General features: G+C 67.5%; 16 protein-coding genes. 8 read left to right on the top strand and 8 right to left on the bottom strand.

The window, feature by feature from the left end; genetic code table 11:
* Positions 1-3: 3 nt before the first annotated feature.
* Entirely contained in the window at positions 4-363 is a 360-nt protein-coding gene (locus G370_RS0117810; RefSeq protein WP_005407745.1) for a DUF1428 domain-containing protein, read from the bottom strand.
* Between the two features lie 281 nt (positions 364-644).
* Here G370_RS0117810 and G370_RS0117805 point away from each other — a divergent pair, with 281 nt between their 5' ends.
* Both G370_RS0117805 and G370_RS0117800 read left to right on the top strand, forming a co-directional pair.
* The gene (locus tag G370_RS0117805) at positions 645-1,217 is read left to right on the top strand and encodes an OmpO family porin (RefSeq protein WP_019661802.1); all 573 of its coding nucleotides are present in this window, start codon (positions 645-647) and stop codon (positions 1,215-1,217) included.
* A 190-nt stretch (positions 1,218-1,407) separates the two neighbouring features.
* Entirely contained in the window at positions 1,408-2,085 is a 678-nt protein-coding gene (locus G370_RS0117800) for a response regulator transcription factor (protein ID WP_019661801.1), read from the top strand.
* A gap of 6 nt (positions 2,086-2,091) precedes the next feature.
* Here the strand turns inward: G370_RS0117800 and G370_RS0117795 are convergent, their stop codons facing one another.
* Positions 2,092-2,481 (bottom strand): DUF6165 family protein, encoded by a 390-nt coding sequence (locus tag G370_RS0117795; RefSeq protein WP_026347234.1) that lies wholly within the window; start codon positions 2,479-2,481, stop codon positions 2,092-2,094.
* Between the two features lie 179 nt (positions 2,482-2,660).
* Between G370_RS0117795 and G370_RS0117790 the strand changes: the two genes are divergently transcribed.
* Positions 2,661-3,359 (top strand): TorF family putative porin, encoded by a 699-nt coding sequence (locus G370_RS0117790; RefSeq protein WP_019661799.1) that lies wholly within the window; start codon positions 2,661-2,663, stop codon positions 3,357-3,359.
* Here the strand turns inward: G370_RS0117790 and G370_RS0117785 are convergent.
* Positions 3,356-4,504 (bottom strand): MFS transporter, encoded by a 1,149-nt coding sequence (locus tag G370_RS0117785; RefSeq protein WP_425423349.1) that lies wholly within the window; start codon positions 4,502-4,504, stop codon positions 3,356-3,358. The genes G370_RS0117790 and G370_RS0117785 overlap by 4 nt on opposite strands.
* Before the next feature lie 143 nt (positions 4,505-4,647).
* On the opposite strand from G370_RS0117785, the gene G370_RS0117780 reads away from it, so the two are divergent.
* Complete coding sequence (locus G370_RS0117780; RefSeq protein WP_019661797.1) at positions 4,648-5,535, top strand: LysR substrate-binding domain-containing protein; 888 nt, start codon at positions 4,648-4,650, stop codon at positions 5,533-5,535.
* On the opposite strand, the gene G370_RS0117775 is transcribed toward G370_RS0117780, so the two are convergent.
* Positions 5,504-5,971, bottom strand: coding sequence for a YehS family protein (locus G370_RS0117775; RefSeq protein ID WP_019661796.1), 468 nt, complete (start codon positions 5,969-5,971; stop codon positions 5,504-5,506). The genes G370_RS0117780 and G370_RS0117775 overlap by 32 nt on opposite strands.
* An 84-nt stretch (positions 5,972-6,055) precedes the next feature.
* Between G370_RS0117775 and G370_RS0117770 the strand changes: the two genes are divergently transcribed.
* Both G370_RS0117770 and G370_RS0117765 read left to right on the top strand, forming a co-directional pair.
* Positions 6,056-6,544: a hypothetical protein gene (locus G370_RS0117770; RefSeq protein WP_019661795.1), complete on the top strand. Its 489-nt coding sequence runs from the start codon at positions 6,056-6,058 to the stop codon at positions 6,542-6,544.
* A 99-nt stretch (positions 6,545-6,643) separates the two neighbouring features.
* Positions 6,644-7,396: an SDR family NAD(P)-dependent oxidoreductase gene (locus tag G370_RS0117765; RefSeq protein ID WP_019661794.1), complete on the top strand. Its 753-nt coding sequence runs from the start codon at positions 6,644-6,646 to the stop codon at positions 7,394-7,396.
* A 127-nt stretch (positions 7,397-7,523) separates the two neighbouring features.
* On the opposite strand, the gene G370_RS0117760 is transcribed toward G370_RS0117765, so the two are convergent.
* The 4 genes from G370_RS0117760 to G370_RS0117745 form a co-directional block, all read right to left on the bottom strand.
* On the bottom strand, positions 7,524-8,423 hold the full coding sequence (locus tag G370_RS0117760; protein ID WP_019661793.1) for an SPOR domain-containing protein: 900 nt from the start codon (positions 8,421-8,423) through the stop codon (positions 7,524-7,526).
* A gap of 21 nt (positions 8,424-8,444) precedes the next feature.
* Entirely contained in the window at positions 8,445-10,133 is a 1,689-nt protein-coding gene (argS, locus tag G370_RS0117755; protein ID WP_019661792.1) for an arginine--tRNA ligase, read from the bottom strand.
* 114 nt (positions 10,134-10,247) lie between these two features.
* Entirely contained in the window at positions 10,248-10,952 is a 705-nt protein-coding gene (gene radC / locus G370_RS0117750; protein ID WP_026347232.1) for a RadC family protein, read from the bottom strand.
* Between the two features lie 70 nt (positions 10,953-11,022).
* Positions 11,023-11,649 (bottom strand): response regulator, encoded by a 627-nt coding sequence (locus G370_RS0117745; protein WP_019661790.1) that lies wholly within the window; start codon positions 11,647-11,649, stop codon positions 11,023-11,025.
* 228 nt (positions 11,650-11,877) lie between these two features.
* Here G370_RS0117745 and coaBC point away from each other — a divergent pair, with 228 nt between their 5' ends.
* Both coaBC and dut read left to right on the top strand, forming a co-directional pair.
* Positions 11,878-13,140: a bifunctional phosphopantothenoylcysteine decarboxylase/phosphopantothenate--cysteine ligase CoaBC gene (gene coaBC / locus G370_RS0117740; RefSeq protein ID WP_026347231.1), complete on the top strand. Its 1,263-nt coding sequence runs from the start codon at positions 11,878-11,880 to the stop codon at positions 13,138-13,140.
* Positions 13,137-13,610, top strand: a complete 474-nt coding sequence (gene dut / locus G370_RS0117735) for a dUTP diphosphatase (protein WP_005411999.1) — start codon at positions 13,137-13,139, stop codon at positions 13,608-13,610. The genes coaBC and dut overlap by 4 nt, the downstream gene beginning before the upstream one ends.
* The last annotated feature ends 9 nt before the right edge of the window (positions 13,611-13,619 follow it).

Raw genomic sequence — 13,619 nt, 5'->3', positions numbered from 1 at the left:
GGTTCAGCGCGTCAGTTCGTAGATCGGCACGAAGCCGCCGTAGATCATCCGCGCGCCGTCGAACGGCATCGGATTCGTCGCCGGATCAAACCTTGGGTCTTCCATCATCTTCTTCATGCCGGCGTCGCGGGTCGGCTTGTCCGGCCATTCGATCCAGGAAAACACCACCGTCTCATCCGGCGTGGCTTTCACCGCGCCGAAGAAGTCGGTGGTCTTGCCGTGCGGCACGTCATCGCCCCAGCACTCGACCACGCGCAGCGCGCCGTATTCGATGAAAACGGGATCTCCTGTGCGTGCGTGGGCGAGGAACTTCTCCTTGTTGGCGGTGGGCACCGCCAGGACGAAACCATCGATGTAGCTCATTGCCTGCCTCCGGATGGACCGTGCCGCATGCACGGCCTTCAAGTACCCGACGAACCAGGGCGTCGTGGATCGACATCCTGCAACCGGCAGTCGTTGTGCCGATGAAATGCACGCGCGCCGCGCGCGTATGCCAGAAACAGCCTGAATCAAGCCAGAAAATTCAGCAATGCGAAGACCGCTGTTTTCAGGGAGCGTTGTGGCGAATAACGGAGAATTTACATTCCCGATGCGATGGCGCCTTGGCGCTGCTGCACACCATAAGAAAGTAAAGGTGTACCCCCATGAAGAATTCGCTGATTGCTCTGGCCCTGGCCGCTGCCCTGCCGTTCACCGCCTCGGCTGCTGAGAACCTGTCGTACAACTATGCCGAAGCCGACTACGCCAAGACCGACATCGATGCGTTCAAGGCCGACGGCTGGGGCGTGAAGGGCTCGTACGGCTTCCTGCCGAACTTCCACGCTTTCGGTGATTACAGCCGCCAGGAAATCTCCCACACCAACATCAAGCTGGACCAGTGGAAGATTGGCGCCGGCTACAACGTTGAAATCGCCCCGACCACCGACTTCGTTGCTCGCGTTGCCTACCAGAAGCGCGACCAGAAGCACGGCCTGGACTTCAACGGCTACAGCGCTGAAGCCGGTATCCGCACCGCCTTCGGTGCCCACGCCGAAGTCTACGGCATGGTCGGCTACGAAGATTTCTCGAAGAAGCACGGCATCAATCCGGAAGGCCAGTGGTACGGCCGCCTGGGTGGCCAGGTCAAACTGAACCAGAACTGGGGCCTGAACGGCGAGCTGAAGATGAACCGCGACGGCGACAAGGAATACACCGTCGGCCCGCGCTTCAGCTGGTAATTGCTTCCTCGGCGCGCCTGCGCGCTGAAGATGCCTCGACAGGCGCGGCGAATGCCGGGCCTGTTGCGTTGTGACGACCCGAAACCGCAGCTGAGCATGTTCCGAGGCCGCTGCTGCGTTGCAATAAATTGGATTCCGCTGCTCCCGGCGCGGCCCTACGGTGGGCACTTCGTATCGTCGGATCCATGTGATGCCGCCTGCCGTTCCCGCTCTGCCCCTCGATCGGCCCCGCCGCCTGGCAATGCTGGCGCCGCATCCCGTGCTGCGTCTGGGGGTGGAGGTGGTGCTTTGCCAGCACGGTGGCGTGCAGGTCTGTGGCAGCTTCACCCGCGAAGCTGATCTGCTCGATCTGCTGCAGCGCCAGCCGGATGGCATCGACCTGCTGCTGATCGACCTGCTGGCGCCCTATGGTCCCGAACAGGGCCTGTCCCTGTTGCGGCTGTTGTCGCGGCGCTGGCCGCTGCTGCCGGTGCTGGTGCTGTCTGCGCACTGCAATGCCAGCATGGTGAGCATGGCGATGCAGGCCGGCGCGCGCGGCTTCCTGTCAAAGGGAACCACGCCGGAGATGCTGCGGCGCGCGGTGGAGGTACTGGCCCGTGGCGGCCGCTTCGTGCCCCCGGAGCTGCGCACGCAGTTGAACCGATCACGCATGCGGCGCACACCGGCGCCGGTGCTGACGCCCTTGAGCCGACGTGAGCGCGAGGTGCTCCGGCTGGTCCTGCAGGGCTGCACCACCGGGGAGGTGGCGCGGCGCTTCGGGCGAACGGCCAGTACGGTCAGCACGCAGAAGCGGACGGCCTACGAGAAGCTGGGCATCCACAGCGATGGTGAGCTGTTCCGCATCCGGCACCTGCTCGAATGCGGATGAGCGGGCTTACTCGCCCTGGTACTGCTTCTCTTCCACCAGGGCCGAACCGGCCACGCGGTTGATCTCGTTCTTCACCTGCACGCGCTCGCCATTGGTGCCATAGACACCGCGTGCCAGCTGGATGAAGGCATCGTCGAACACCTGGGCCGCTTCCTTGTCGCGCAGCTGGTCCTGGATGTCCCACATGCGCTCGTTGATTGCCTTCAACTGCTGCTTCAGCACGGCCAGCGCCGGCTGAGCCTGCAGTTGCTGCTGCAGCAACGGCAGCAGGCCGTCCAGCTCGGTGCGCACGTTGCTCAGCTTGGCCGCATCGTCGATGCGTTCGGCCTTGATCTCGAGAATGGTGATCTTGTCGATCAGCTCGCCGATCGATACCGGCGTCAGGATGGCGTCCACGCGGTTGGTTCTCTGGAAACAGGGCACCATGATACCGCGCTGCCGGCATGTGGCCCCGGTTCACGGGATTTACGCCGAATTTGCGCCACGGCCCCGGCAGCACCCTCGATCCGTTACGGCCACCGCCTCGACACTGCGTTCCCGGCGGCATAACCGCCTTCGACGAGGAACACAGTGCAGTGAACAGCAAGGGGATGATGGCGGCGGTGGTGGCCGCCCTGGCAGGGCTGCTCGGGATCGGCAGCGCGCAGGCACAGTTACAGGTCAGTGGCAGTGCGGCGTTGACCAGTGACTACGTGTGGCGTGGCAGCTCGCAGAGCGACGGCGACCCGGCGGTGCAGGCGGGTGCGAAGGTTTCGATCCCATCGGGTTGGTACACCAGCGTGTGGGGCTCCAACGTTTCGTTCAAGCCGGACAATGGCGCGCGCAGCGAGTTCGACTTGGTGGCCGGCTGGTCCGGTGCGCTGGCCCCGGACTGGACACTGGATGCCAACCTGACCCGCTACATGTACCCGGGCACCGGCCGCGCGCTGGACTGGACCGAACTCAACACCACAGTGAGCTGGAAGCAGCGCGCCTGGTTGCAGGTCGCCCGTTCCAACGATGCGTTGGCCGGTGGCCATCGCGGCACCTATGCCCAGTTGGGCGTGCGGGTACCGCTGCACGAGCGGTTCCGCCTGGAGGCGGCGGTGGGCCAGTATTGGCTGGCCACCGCGCAGGGTCCGGATTACCTGCATGGCCAGCTCAGTGCCATCGCCACGCTGGCCCAGGCATGGGAGCTGCGTGCCACCGTGCATGACACCGACAGTGCGGCCAAGCGCCTGTTCCCGGGCAATGCCGGTGGACGATGGGAGCTGGCGCTGCAGGGCAGTTTCTAGTCGGCCACCGAGGCCTGGCGCGCATGCAGCGCGCCGGGCAGCCACAGCAGCAGGGCCAGCACCGCCACCGCAGCACCGGCTACGCAGACGCCGGTCCAGCCGAAGCGCTGGTAGACCTGCGCCGACAGCAGCGAACCCAGCGAACCGCCGATGAAGTAGCCGGTCATGTAGCCGGCATTGAGGCGGTTGCGCGCTGCCGGTTGCAGTGCATAGATCAGGTTCTGGTTACTGACGTGCAGCAGCTGCGCGGCCAGGTCCAGCACCACCACGCCGACCAGCAGCGCCAGCAACGAGTGGGCCGACAGCCCCAGTGGCAGCCACGAGAGCAGCAGCAGCGCCAGCGCGATGGCGGTAGCACGCCCGGTCTGGCCACGGTCGGACATGCGGCCGGCCAGGCCGGCCGCCAGCGTGCCGGCCGCGCCGACCAGCCCGAACAGGCCGATGGTGGCGTCGCTGTAGGCATACGGCGGCTGTGCCAGCAGGAACGCCAGTGGCGTCCAGAAGATCGCGAACATGGCGAAGCTGCAGGCGCCCAGCAGCGTGCGCTGGCGCAGCACCGGTTCCTGCACGAACAGCACGCCGATCGAGCGCAGCAATGCGAAGTAGCCAAGGCCGGCGCTGTGGTGGAAGCGCGGCAGGCCGCGCTGCAATGCCAGTGCGGTCAGCACCAGGGTGGCAGCGGCGATCGCGTACACCAGGCGCCAGTCGCCCAGGCTGGAAAGCAGGCCGGCCACGGTGCGCGCCAGCAGGATGCCCAGCAGCAGGCCGCTCATCAACGTGCCGACCACGCGACCGCGATGTTCCGGCGCGGCCAGCGTGGCCGCGAACGGCACCAGCACCTGGGCGACCACGGAGAACAGGCCGGTGATCGCGGTGCCCGCCAGCAGCCAGGCCAGCGACGGCGCACAGGCACTGATCACCAGCCCGCCGGCGGACAACAGGCTCATCACCACGATCAGGCGCCGGCGTTCGAACAGGTCTCCCAGCGGCACCAGCAGGATCAGTCCGGCCGCATAGCTCAGCTGCGCGGCGGTGACCACCATGCCGACCTGGCCGAACGGCACATCGAAGGCATCGGCAATGGTATGCAGCAGTGGCTGCGCATAGTAGTTGCTGGCCACGGCCACGCCGGTGGCGACCGACATCAGCAGCACCTGCCAGCGGTGCAGGGGGGGGAGGGACGGACTCACGCGGTATTCCACAAAGCGGGGTGCACAGTGTCCGCCTGCTGCGACCATGATGGAAATGAATCATCATCATCCATGCCATCTGGAAACGAGATAGCTGGATGAATCTAAAGCAGCTCGAATTTGCCGTCGCCCTGGCCGAAGAGGGCAATTTCACCCGTGCCGCCGAACGCTGCCACGTGGTGCAGTCCGCGTTGAGCCACCAGATTGCCTACCTGGAGCAGGAACTGGGCACGCCGCTGTTTGAACGCCTGCCGCGCCAGGTACGGGTGACGGCGGCCGGTGAGGCGCTGCTGGTGCACGCACGCCAAGTGCTGGCCAGCCTGCGCCACCTGCGCGCCGACGTGGCCGCGGTGAGTGGCGAGGTGCGTGGCCTGCTGGCGATCGGGCAGATTTCCTCGCTGACCGGCATCGACGTGGTGGCGATGCTGGCAGCCTTCCAGCAGGCGCACCCGCAGGTGGAGTTCCAGCTGCGGGTGGACAAGAGCGAGGATCTGATCGCGCAGGTGCAATCGCGTGAATTGGACCTGGCACTGGTGGGGTTGGCGCCCTCGGCCGGCCTGGACGGGGTCTGCCACCAGATGCTGCAGGAAGAAGACCTGGTGGCGGTGCTGGCGCCGTCGCACCGCTTGGCCCGGCGCAAGCGGATGCCCTTGACCGAACTGCAGGATGAAGCGCTGGTCGACTTCCCGCGCGGCACCGGTGCGCGGCGGCAGACCGACGATGCCTTCGCCGCCGCCGGCCTGCCGCACACGGTCCGCTTCGAGGTCAACCTGATGGAACTGGTCGAGCGCTTCGTCCGCCATGGGCTGGCGGTCGGCATCGTGCCGGCGTTGATCGCCGAAGGCTTTGAAGGCGTGGTGCGGATTCCGCTGCAGCCGACCCCGACCCGCCGCGTGCACCTGGTCTGGCAGCGGCTGCCGACACCGGCGGCGCGGGCGTTCGTCGAGGCCGTGCTCAGCCGCGCAGGCGCAGGCTCAGGCCCTTGAGGAAGTTGCGCAGCATCTGGTCCAGGCAACGCCGGTAGTTGGCGTGCCCGGGTTGGCGGAACAGTGCGCCCACTTCCGACTTGGAGACATTGAAACCGGCGCTGGCGAAGATCTCCATCAGATCGACGTCGCGCAGCTGGAACGCCACGCGCAGCTTCTTCAGCACCAGGTTGTTGTCGATGCGGGTCTCCACCGCGCGCTGCGGCTGGTTCTCGTCGCGACCGCGCAGGTGCACGATCAGGCCATCGAGGAAGTGCGCCAGCGCGCTGTCGCTCATCGCCTCGAAACCGGCTTCGTCCTCGCGGCGCAACCAGGCCTTCACCTGCTCGGTCTCCACGGCGAAGGCCGGGTCGGCCATCTGGCACAGGGCCACCACGTGGTGGTCGCCCAGGTCCAGGGAGTAGCGCACGCTGCGCAGGACATCATTGTTGATCATGGTCCAATTGTAGCGGCCCCTGGCGTGTCACCGGAGTGTCACCGAACTGCAGCATCGTGGGCACTCGTTCGCTGAGACCCTTGCATGCGCCGGTATCTGTTTTCCGCACTGCTGCTCGCCAGCAGCTTCGCTGCCTTCGCCCAGGACCGCTTCGTACCCGTCGAGCGGCGCCTCAGTGCATCCCAACTGGCCGAGGTCGGGCTCAGTCCAGCGCAGTTGCAGGCACTGAACCGGGTACTGCGCGAGGCAGAGCGCGCGGCCACCGGGCCGACGGCAGCGGTGGCCCCCGCCGCTGCGCCGCTGCCTGCCAATGTGCCGGCACCGGCAGCAATGCATCTGGGCCTGGAAGAAGGACCGGTCAATGCACGCCTGGTCGGAGAGGTCGCAGGCTGGCAGCCCGGCACGCTGTTCACCCTTGATAACGGCCAGCAATGGCAGGTGATGAAGGGGCAGATGAAGCTGCGCAAGGTGCTGCAGTCGCCGCAGATCGCCGTTGTTCCAGGAATTGCCGGGCGCTGGTTCCTGCAGGTCGACGAAGACCTGCCCAAGGCCCGGGTATTCCGCGTGCGCTGAGCCGCGCACGCCCCGGGCGTGGTCAGCCGGCATCGGCAACGCAGGGGCGGGCCGACGGTGCCAGAATGGGCGTCCGGTTTTTCCCCCTGGAGTTGCCTGATGACCCGCACTGTCCTGATTACCGGCGCCACGTCCGGCTTCGGCGCCGCCGCCGTCCACCGCTTCGCCCAGGCCGGGTGGAAGGTGATCGCCACCGGCCGCCGCAGCGAACGCCTGCAGCCGCTGGTCGAGCGCTACGGCAGGGACGTGGTTCACGCCGCCGCCTTCGACATCCGCGATCCGGTGGCGATGGAGGCGGCCCTGCTGGCACTGCCGCCTGCGTTCGGCCAGATCGATCTGCTGGTCAACAACGCGGGCCTGGCACAGGGCACCGCGCCGGCACAGAGCGCCAAGCTGTCGGACTGGACCACGATGATCGACACCAACATCACCGCGCTGGTGACCTTGACCCATCGCCTGCTGCCGCAGCTGGTGGAGCGCAAGGGCGCGATCATCAACATCTCGTCGGTGGCCGGCGTCTACCCGTACCCGGGTGGCAACGCCTACGGTGGCACCAAGGCCTTCGTCAGCCAGTTCTCGCTGGGCCTGCGTTCGGACCTGCACGGCACCGGCGTGCGCGTGACCACGATCGAGCCGGGTATGGCTGAAACCGAGTTCACCGTGGTGCGTACCCATGGCGACCAGGCGGCATCGGACAAGCTCTATACCGGCGCCAACCCGATGACCGCTGAAGACATCGCCGAACAGATCTTCTGGGTGGCCAGCCTGCCGCCGCACCTGAACATCAATCGCCTGGAGCTGATGCCGGTCAGCCAGTCCTTCGCCGGTTTCCAGGTCGCCCGCGAAGGCTGACCTGCTTCGCGGGTCCTGTAGAGCCGAGCCTATGCTCGGCTTCGTCTGGATTCAGCCGAGCATGGCTCGGCTCTACAGAAACGAAAAAGCCGGGCAATGCCCGGCTTTTTCGTTCACAGCGGCAGGCTTACTGCGCCTTGATCGCCATCGCCTGCAGGCCGGTGCCATCCAGCTTCTGCTTGGCCTCGGACAGTTCGCCGGCGCTCCCATACGGTCCCATACGCACGCGGTACACGGTCTTGCCGTTGATCTGCGCCGATTCCACGCGTGCCGCCAGGCCCATCATCGCCAGCTTGGCCTTGGTCGCCTCGGCATCGCCGGAGGCACCGAACGCACCGGCCTGCAGGATGTAGCGGGCGTTGTCGGCGGCAGCCGGTGCAGCAGCTGCCGGAGTACCGGTCGCTGCCGGTGCGGCTTCCGCACGTGCTGCAGGCGTGGCCGCGGCGCTGCTGGTCGACGCCGTTGGGGTGCCGGCTGCAGGCGTTGCCGCCGCCGGGCGTTCGCTCAGCGGTGCCGGCAGCGGACGGCTGGTCGCGGTCACCGGGGCGGTGCTGGCCACGCTGGCCGTGGCTGGGGGTGCTGGCGCCGCGGGCGGCGGAACCGGCTTGCCTTCCAGTGCAGCCTGCGCGCGCTGCGCTTCGGCCCTGGCCCGGCGCTGGTCTTCGGCACGCGCGCTGGCGGCCAGTTCGGCGTCGGACATTTCAACTTCCTTGCCCGGTAGCAGGGTGTAGAAGTCGTACTGGGTCGCGGCCGGCTTTTCCGGCTCGGCCGGCTTCGGCGTAGCCGGCTGTGCGGCCGGCTGGGTGCCGACATCGCTGTCGGCGTCAGCGACCGGGGCCGGTTGCGCGTTCGGGTTCGGCTGCGGTCCGGCGCGAAGGAAGCCATCGCCTTCGCCCTTGAACAGGTTCGGCGCCGCCAGGAACACCACGGCCGCAATCGCCACGCCAGCGACCAGCCACACCCATCCGGGTGTGCCCTGGCTGCTGCTGTTGCGTCGTGCCTGGTTTTTGCCGCGTCGTGCTGCCATGGGTACTGCGTCTCCTGATGCTTACATTTTTTCCGGGGCGCTGACGCCCAGGAGGTCGAGGCCGTTGGCCAGCACCTGGCGGGCAGCGCAGGCCAGGGTCAGCTTGGCGTTGCGATCGGCGGCATCTTCCACCAGTACCGGCGTCCCGTGATACCACGTGTGGAACGCGTGCGCCAATTCACGCAGGTACTGCGCCACCAGATGCGGCTCCAGCGCCACGCCGGCCGCCTCCACCACTTCCGGGTACCGCGAGATCTCGTTCATCAGCAGCAGCGAAGCGTCGTCGGCCAGGCGGCCGAGGTTGGCCAGGCCATCAGCCTGTTCATACACCAGCCCCTTCTCCTGCGCCTGGCGCAGCAGGCTGCAGACGCGGGCATGCGCGTACTGCACGTAGAACACCGGGTTGTCGTTGCTCTGCTGGCGGGCCAGGTCGATGTCGAAGGTCAGCTGCGAATCGGGCTTGCGCGCGATCAGGAACCAGCGGGTGGCATCGCGGCCGGCTTCCTCGATCAGGTCACGCAGGGTGAAGTAGCTGCCGGCACGCTTGGACAGCTTCACTTCCTCGCCGCCACGCATGACGGTGACCATCTGGTGCAGCACGTACTCCGGCCAGCCCTGCGGAATGCCCACTTCCATCGCCTGCAGGCCGGCGCGCACACGCGCCAGCGAGCCGTGGTGGTCGGCACCGAGTTCGGTGATCGCGCGCTCGTAGCCGCGCTGCCACTTGGACAGGTGGTAGGCCACGTCCGGCACGAAGTAGGTGAAGGTGCCGTCGGACTTGCGCATCACGCGGTCCTTGTCGTCACCGAAGTCGGTGCTGCGCAGCCACAGCGCGCCGCCCTCCTCGTAGGTATGCCCCGACGCCTGCAGCTTGGCCACCGCTTCTGCCACCTTGCCGTCGGCGTACAGCGAGCTTTCCAGGAAATAGATGTCGAAGTCGACGCCGAAAGCAGCCAGGTCCAGGTTCTGCTCGTTGCGCAGGTAAGCCACGGCGAAGCGACGGATTGCCTGCATGTCGTCCGGGTCCTTGGCGCCCACCACGGTGCTGCCTTCCAGATCAACGCTGGCACCGGCCATGTAGGCGCGGGCGACGTCGACGATGTATTCGCCGCGGTAGCCACCTTCCGGCCAGCCGTCCTGGTCCGGCGCGATGCCCTTGATCCGCGCCTGGGTGGACAGCGCCAGGTTCTCGATCTGCACGCCGGCGTCGTTGTAGTAGAACTCACGCTTGGCGTTCCAGCCGTTGGCATCGAGCACGCGCGCCACGCAGTCGCCGATCGCCGCCGCGCGGCCATGGCCGACATGCAGCGGGCCGGTCGGGTTGGCCGACACGTACTCCACGCCCACCGTGCGGCCATTGCCGGACAGGTTGCGGCCGTAGTCGTGGGCTTCCTTGATGACCGACGCGGCTTCACGCTGGTACGCGGCCGGGGCCAGGTGGAAGTTGATGAAGCCGGGGCCGGCGATCTCGACCTTGCTGACGTCCTCGCTGCGCGGCAGCGCCTCGACCAGCGCCTGCGCCAGTGCGCGCGGATTGCTGCGCGCGGCCTTGGCCAGCAGCATCGCGGCGTTGGTGGCGAAGTCGCCGTGGTCGCGGGTCTTCGGGCGCTCGACCACGAAGTCCGGCGGCAGGGAGTCGGCGGGCAGGGTGCCATTGGCGCGCAAGGCTTCGATGCCTTGGCTGATCAGGGCGCGGAGGAGATTTTTCACGAGGCCTGCTGTGAGAATGAGCGGCGGAATCGCCCATTTTAGCGCATGTACCCGCGCCCACGCTGACCAGAACATGCCTGCGGGGGCGGCCGGTGGCGCCTGAAGGGGGCGCGCTCAGCCGAACAGTCGAGGCTGGGGCGGGGACAGCAGGCCCCGTTCAGCAAATGAAACGGGACGGCCCTCGCCGACCACGAAGTGGTCCAGCAGGCGCACGTCCACCATCGCCAGCGCCTGCTGCAGTTCATCGGTGATGCGGGTATCGGCGCTGGACGGTTCAGGGTCGCCCGAAGGGTGGTTGTGGCTGAGGATCACCGCCGCCGCGTTGTGCAGCAGGGCACGCCGGACCACCTCGCGGGGGTAGACCGGCGCGGCGTTGATGGTGCCGTGGAACAGCTCTTCGCAGGCGATCAGGCGGTGGCGGTTGTCCAGGAACAGGGCCATGAAGATTTCCCGCGCCTGCCCTCGCAGGCGGTGCTGCAGATAGCGGCCGACCGCGGCCGGGTTGTTGCCCACCGCTTCGCCGTGCTCCAGCTCAGCCGCCAGGTAGCGGTGGGCCAGTTCCAGCCCGGCAGCCAGCGTACAGCTGCGCGCCGGGCCCAGCCCGGGCAAGCGGGCCAGTTCGCCCGCGGGACGGTCGAGCAGCACCCGCAAGGGGCCATGCGCCTGCAGCAGGTCGCGCGCGGTCTGCACGGCATCGCGGCCGCCGAAGCCGGAGCCGAGGAACAGGGCCAGCAGTTCGGCGTCGGAAAGTGCCGTGGGCCCGCGCGCGATCAGCTTCTCGCGGGGGCGTTCCTGTTCGGGCCAGTCGTGGATGGGCATGCCTGCATCATCGCCAGCTTCGGCGGCGTCTCCCATCGGGGCTTGCCGCGGTCCCGGGTCGGTCGATACCTCAGTCGCGCCGGGTCTGCAGGTAGTCGAACAGTTCCTGGTTGTTCTGCAGCCCCAGCTTGCGCTTGGCTTCGGCCTTCTGCCGGCTGATGGTCTTCGGGCTGCGCCCACAACGCTTGGCGACTTCGTTCACGTTGAGGCCGGTCGCCAGCAGATCCAGCACTTCCTTCTCGCGTGCCGACAGCGGTGCCGGTTCGCGCGGGAACAGCAGGTCGCGGGCCTGCAGGTGATGGCGCAGCTGCTGGGAGACGAATACGTGCCCGGCCAGTGCGGCGTTCAGCGCCTGGGGCAGCTCGGCAAAATCGGCGCACTTGTCGACCAGGCCACTGATGCCCTCCCGCAGCAGGCCGTCCAGCAGGCCGGGATGGCGGGCGCCGGTGAGCACCACCACCGGCAGGCCAGGGCGACGCATGCGCAGCGCGTCGATCAGCTCCGGACCGTCCGGGCCGGCACCCGGCATCGACAGGTCGGTCAGGACTGCATCGCAGTCGTGGCGGTCCACCAGGTCCAGCAGCTGGGCGCCGTCACGCGCACTGCCGACGATGTCCATCAGGTAGGTCTGCAGCACGATGGCGATGCCATGCAGGACCACGGGATGGTCGTCGGCAATGATGATGCGTGGACGCACGCGGTTCCTCGAAGATCGAACAGGCCACGGCGGGCGGCAGCCAATGCCTGATTCTGCAAAAGCGCAGGCCCCTGGAGGTATAGGAAAGGTCCGAAACCGATACCGGGTGAATGCCGGGTCAATGCAGGCGGGCTCCATCTGCTGATAGCCGCCCGCTATGTGCACCGGGCACCGGGACATTACCGACCTTCGGGTAAGCTAGCGCCCTCGTTTGCACAGGAATTCCAGGTGGCTGACTCCCCCAACGCTTCTCCCGCGCCGGCCCGCGCGCTGGAAGGTCAGAAACTGCTGTTGTGCGTCGGAGGCGGGATCGCGGCCTACAAGGCCCTGGAACTGGTGCGGCGCCTGCGCGACGCTGGTGCCCAGGTGCAGGTGGCGATGACTGCCGGTGCCCAGCAGTTCGTCACTCCGCTCAGCTTCCAGGCGCTGTCCGGGCAGCCGACCCGCACCACGCTGTGGGACAGCGCCGCCGAACAGGCCATGGGCCATATCGAACTGGCGCGCTGGGCCGATCGCATCGTGGTCGCCCCAGGTACCGCCGATCTGCTCGCGCGGCTGGCCCAGGGCCACGCCGATGACCTGGTCAGCACCCTGTGCCTGGCCAGCACCGCGCCGCTGACGATCTGCCCGGCGATGAACCACCGCATGTGGCTGCATCCGGCCACCCAGGCCAACATCGCCCTGCTGCGCCAGCGCGGCGCGCAGGTGATCGGCCCGGTCGACGGTCCGCTGGCGGAAGGCGAATCCGGTCCGGGTCGTCTGGCCGAGCCCGGCGACATCGTCGCCGCGCTGGCGGCCAATGGCAGTGCTGCAGCGGAGGTTGCCGCACCGGAAACCCACGCGCTGCAGGGCCTGCGCCTGCTGATCAGCGCTGGCCCGACCTATGAAGACATCGATCCGGTGCGCTACGTCGGCAACCGCAGCAGCGGCAAGATGGGCTTTGCCCTGGCTGCGGCCGCCGCGACGATGGGCGCCCAGGTGGTGCTGGTCAGCGGCCCGGTGCAGCTGCCGACGCCTCCCGGCGTGCAGCGTGTGGACGTGCGCTCGGCCGCGCAGATGCGTGATGCCGTGCTGAAGTCGTTGCCAGCCGACATCTATATCGGCGCCGCTGCGGTGTCCGACTACACGCCGCGCCAGGTTGCACCGCAGAAGCTGAAGAAGACCGCCGAGAGCCAGTCGCTGGTGATCGAGCTGGTGCGCACGCCGGACATCCTGGCCGAAGTTGCCGCGCAGACGCAGTCGCTGAAGCTGGTGGTCGGCTTTGCCGCCGAAACCCACGACGTGGAGAAGTATGCGCGTGGCAAGCTGGTCGACAAGCGCCTTGACCTGGTGATCGCCAACCAGGTCGGCATCAGCGGCGGTGGTTTCGAGAGCGACAACAATGCCGCCACTGCCTTCTGGCAGGACGGTGAACAGGTATTCCCGGCCACCTCCAAGCGCGAGCTGGCCGAACAACTGCTGGCGCTGATCGCGCGGAGACTCCAGGCATGACCCAGGCTTTCACTTCCCAACCCCTGCAGGTCAAGCTGCTCGATCCGCGCTTTGGCGACAGCTGGCCGCTGCCGGCCTACGCCACCGAAGCCAGCGCCGGCATGGACCTGCGCGCGGCGCTGGATACCGCGCTGACCCTGCAGCCGGGCGACACCGCGCTGGTGCCCAGTGGCCTGGCCATCCACATCGCCGACCCGCACCTGTGCGCGGTGATCCTGCCGCGTTCGGGGCTCGGCCACCGCCACGGCATCGTGCTCGGCAATGGCACCGGCCTGATCGACGCCGACTACCAGGGACCGCTGCTGATCAGCGTCTGGAACCGCGGCCGCGAGGCATTCACCATCGAGCCGGGTGATCGCATCGCGCAGCTGGTGGTGGTGCCGATTGCCCGCGTCAGCCTGCAGGTGGTGGATACTTTCACCGACAGCGTGCGCGGAACGGGTGGATTCGGCCATACCGGGGTGCGTTGACAGGGGACA

This window comes from Stenotrophomonas hibiscicola ATCC 19867 (assembly GCF_000382065.1).
Lineage (GTDB): Bacteria > Pseudomonadota > Gammaproteobacteria > Xanthomonadales > Xanthomonadaceae > Stenotrophomonas > Stenotrophomonas hibiscicola.
Note: the sequence above shows the minus strand (reverse complement) of the source record. Positions and strands in the feature narration are given on the sequence as shown.

What these genes read in the sequence shown, in the direction of transcription:
- G370_RS0117775 (WP_019661796.1), bottom strand. Translation starts at nt 5,971, where the DNA reads ATGATCAACAATGATGTCCTGCGCAGCGTGCGCTACTCCCTGGACCTG.
- G370_RS0117810 (WP_005407745.1), bottom strand. Translation starts at nt 363, where the DNA reads ATGAGCTACATCGATGGTTTCGTCCTGGCGGTGCCCACCGCCAACAAG.
- G370_RS0117785 (WP_425423349.1), bottom strand. Translation starts at nt 4,504, where the DNA reads ATGTCGGTCGCCACCGGCGTGGCCGTGGCCAGCAACTACTATGCGCAG.
- radC (WP_026347232.1), bottom strand. Translation starts at nt 10,952, where the DNA reads ATGCCCATCCACGACTGGCCCGAACAGGAACGCCCCCGCGAGAAGCTG.
- G370_RS0117770 (WP_019661795.1), top strand. Translation starts at nt 6,056, where the DNA reads ATGCGCCGGTATCTGTTTTCCGCACTGCTGCTCGCCAGCAGCTTCGCT.
- G370_RS0117760 (WP_019661793.1), bottom strand. Translation starts at nt 8,423, where the DNA reads ATGGCAGCACGACGCGGCAAAAACCAGGCACGACGCAACAGCAGCAGC.
- dut (WP_005411999.1), top strand. Translation starts at nt 13,137, where the DNA reads ATGACCCAGGCTTTCACTTCCCAACCCCTGCAGGTCAAGCTGCTCGAT.
- G370_RS0117765 (WP_019661794.1), top strand. Translation starts at nt 6,644, where the DNA reads ATGACCCGCACTGTCCTGATTACCGGCGCCACGTCCGGCTTCGGCGCC.
- G370_RS0117805 (WP_019661802.1), top strand. Translation starts at nt 645, where the DNA reads ATGAAGAATTCGCTGATTGCTCTGGCCCTGGCCGCTGCCCTGCCGTTC.
- G370_RS0117780 (WP_019661797.1), top strand. Translation starts at nt 4,648, where the DNA reads ATGAATCTAAAGCAGCTCGAATTTGCCGTCGCCCTGGCCGAAGAGGGC.
- G370_RS0117800 (WP_019661801.1), top strand. Translation starts at nt 1,408, where the DNA reads ATGCCGCCTGCCGTTCCCGCTCTGCCCCTCGATCGGCCCCGCCGCCTG.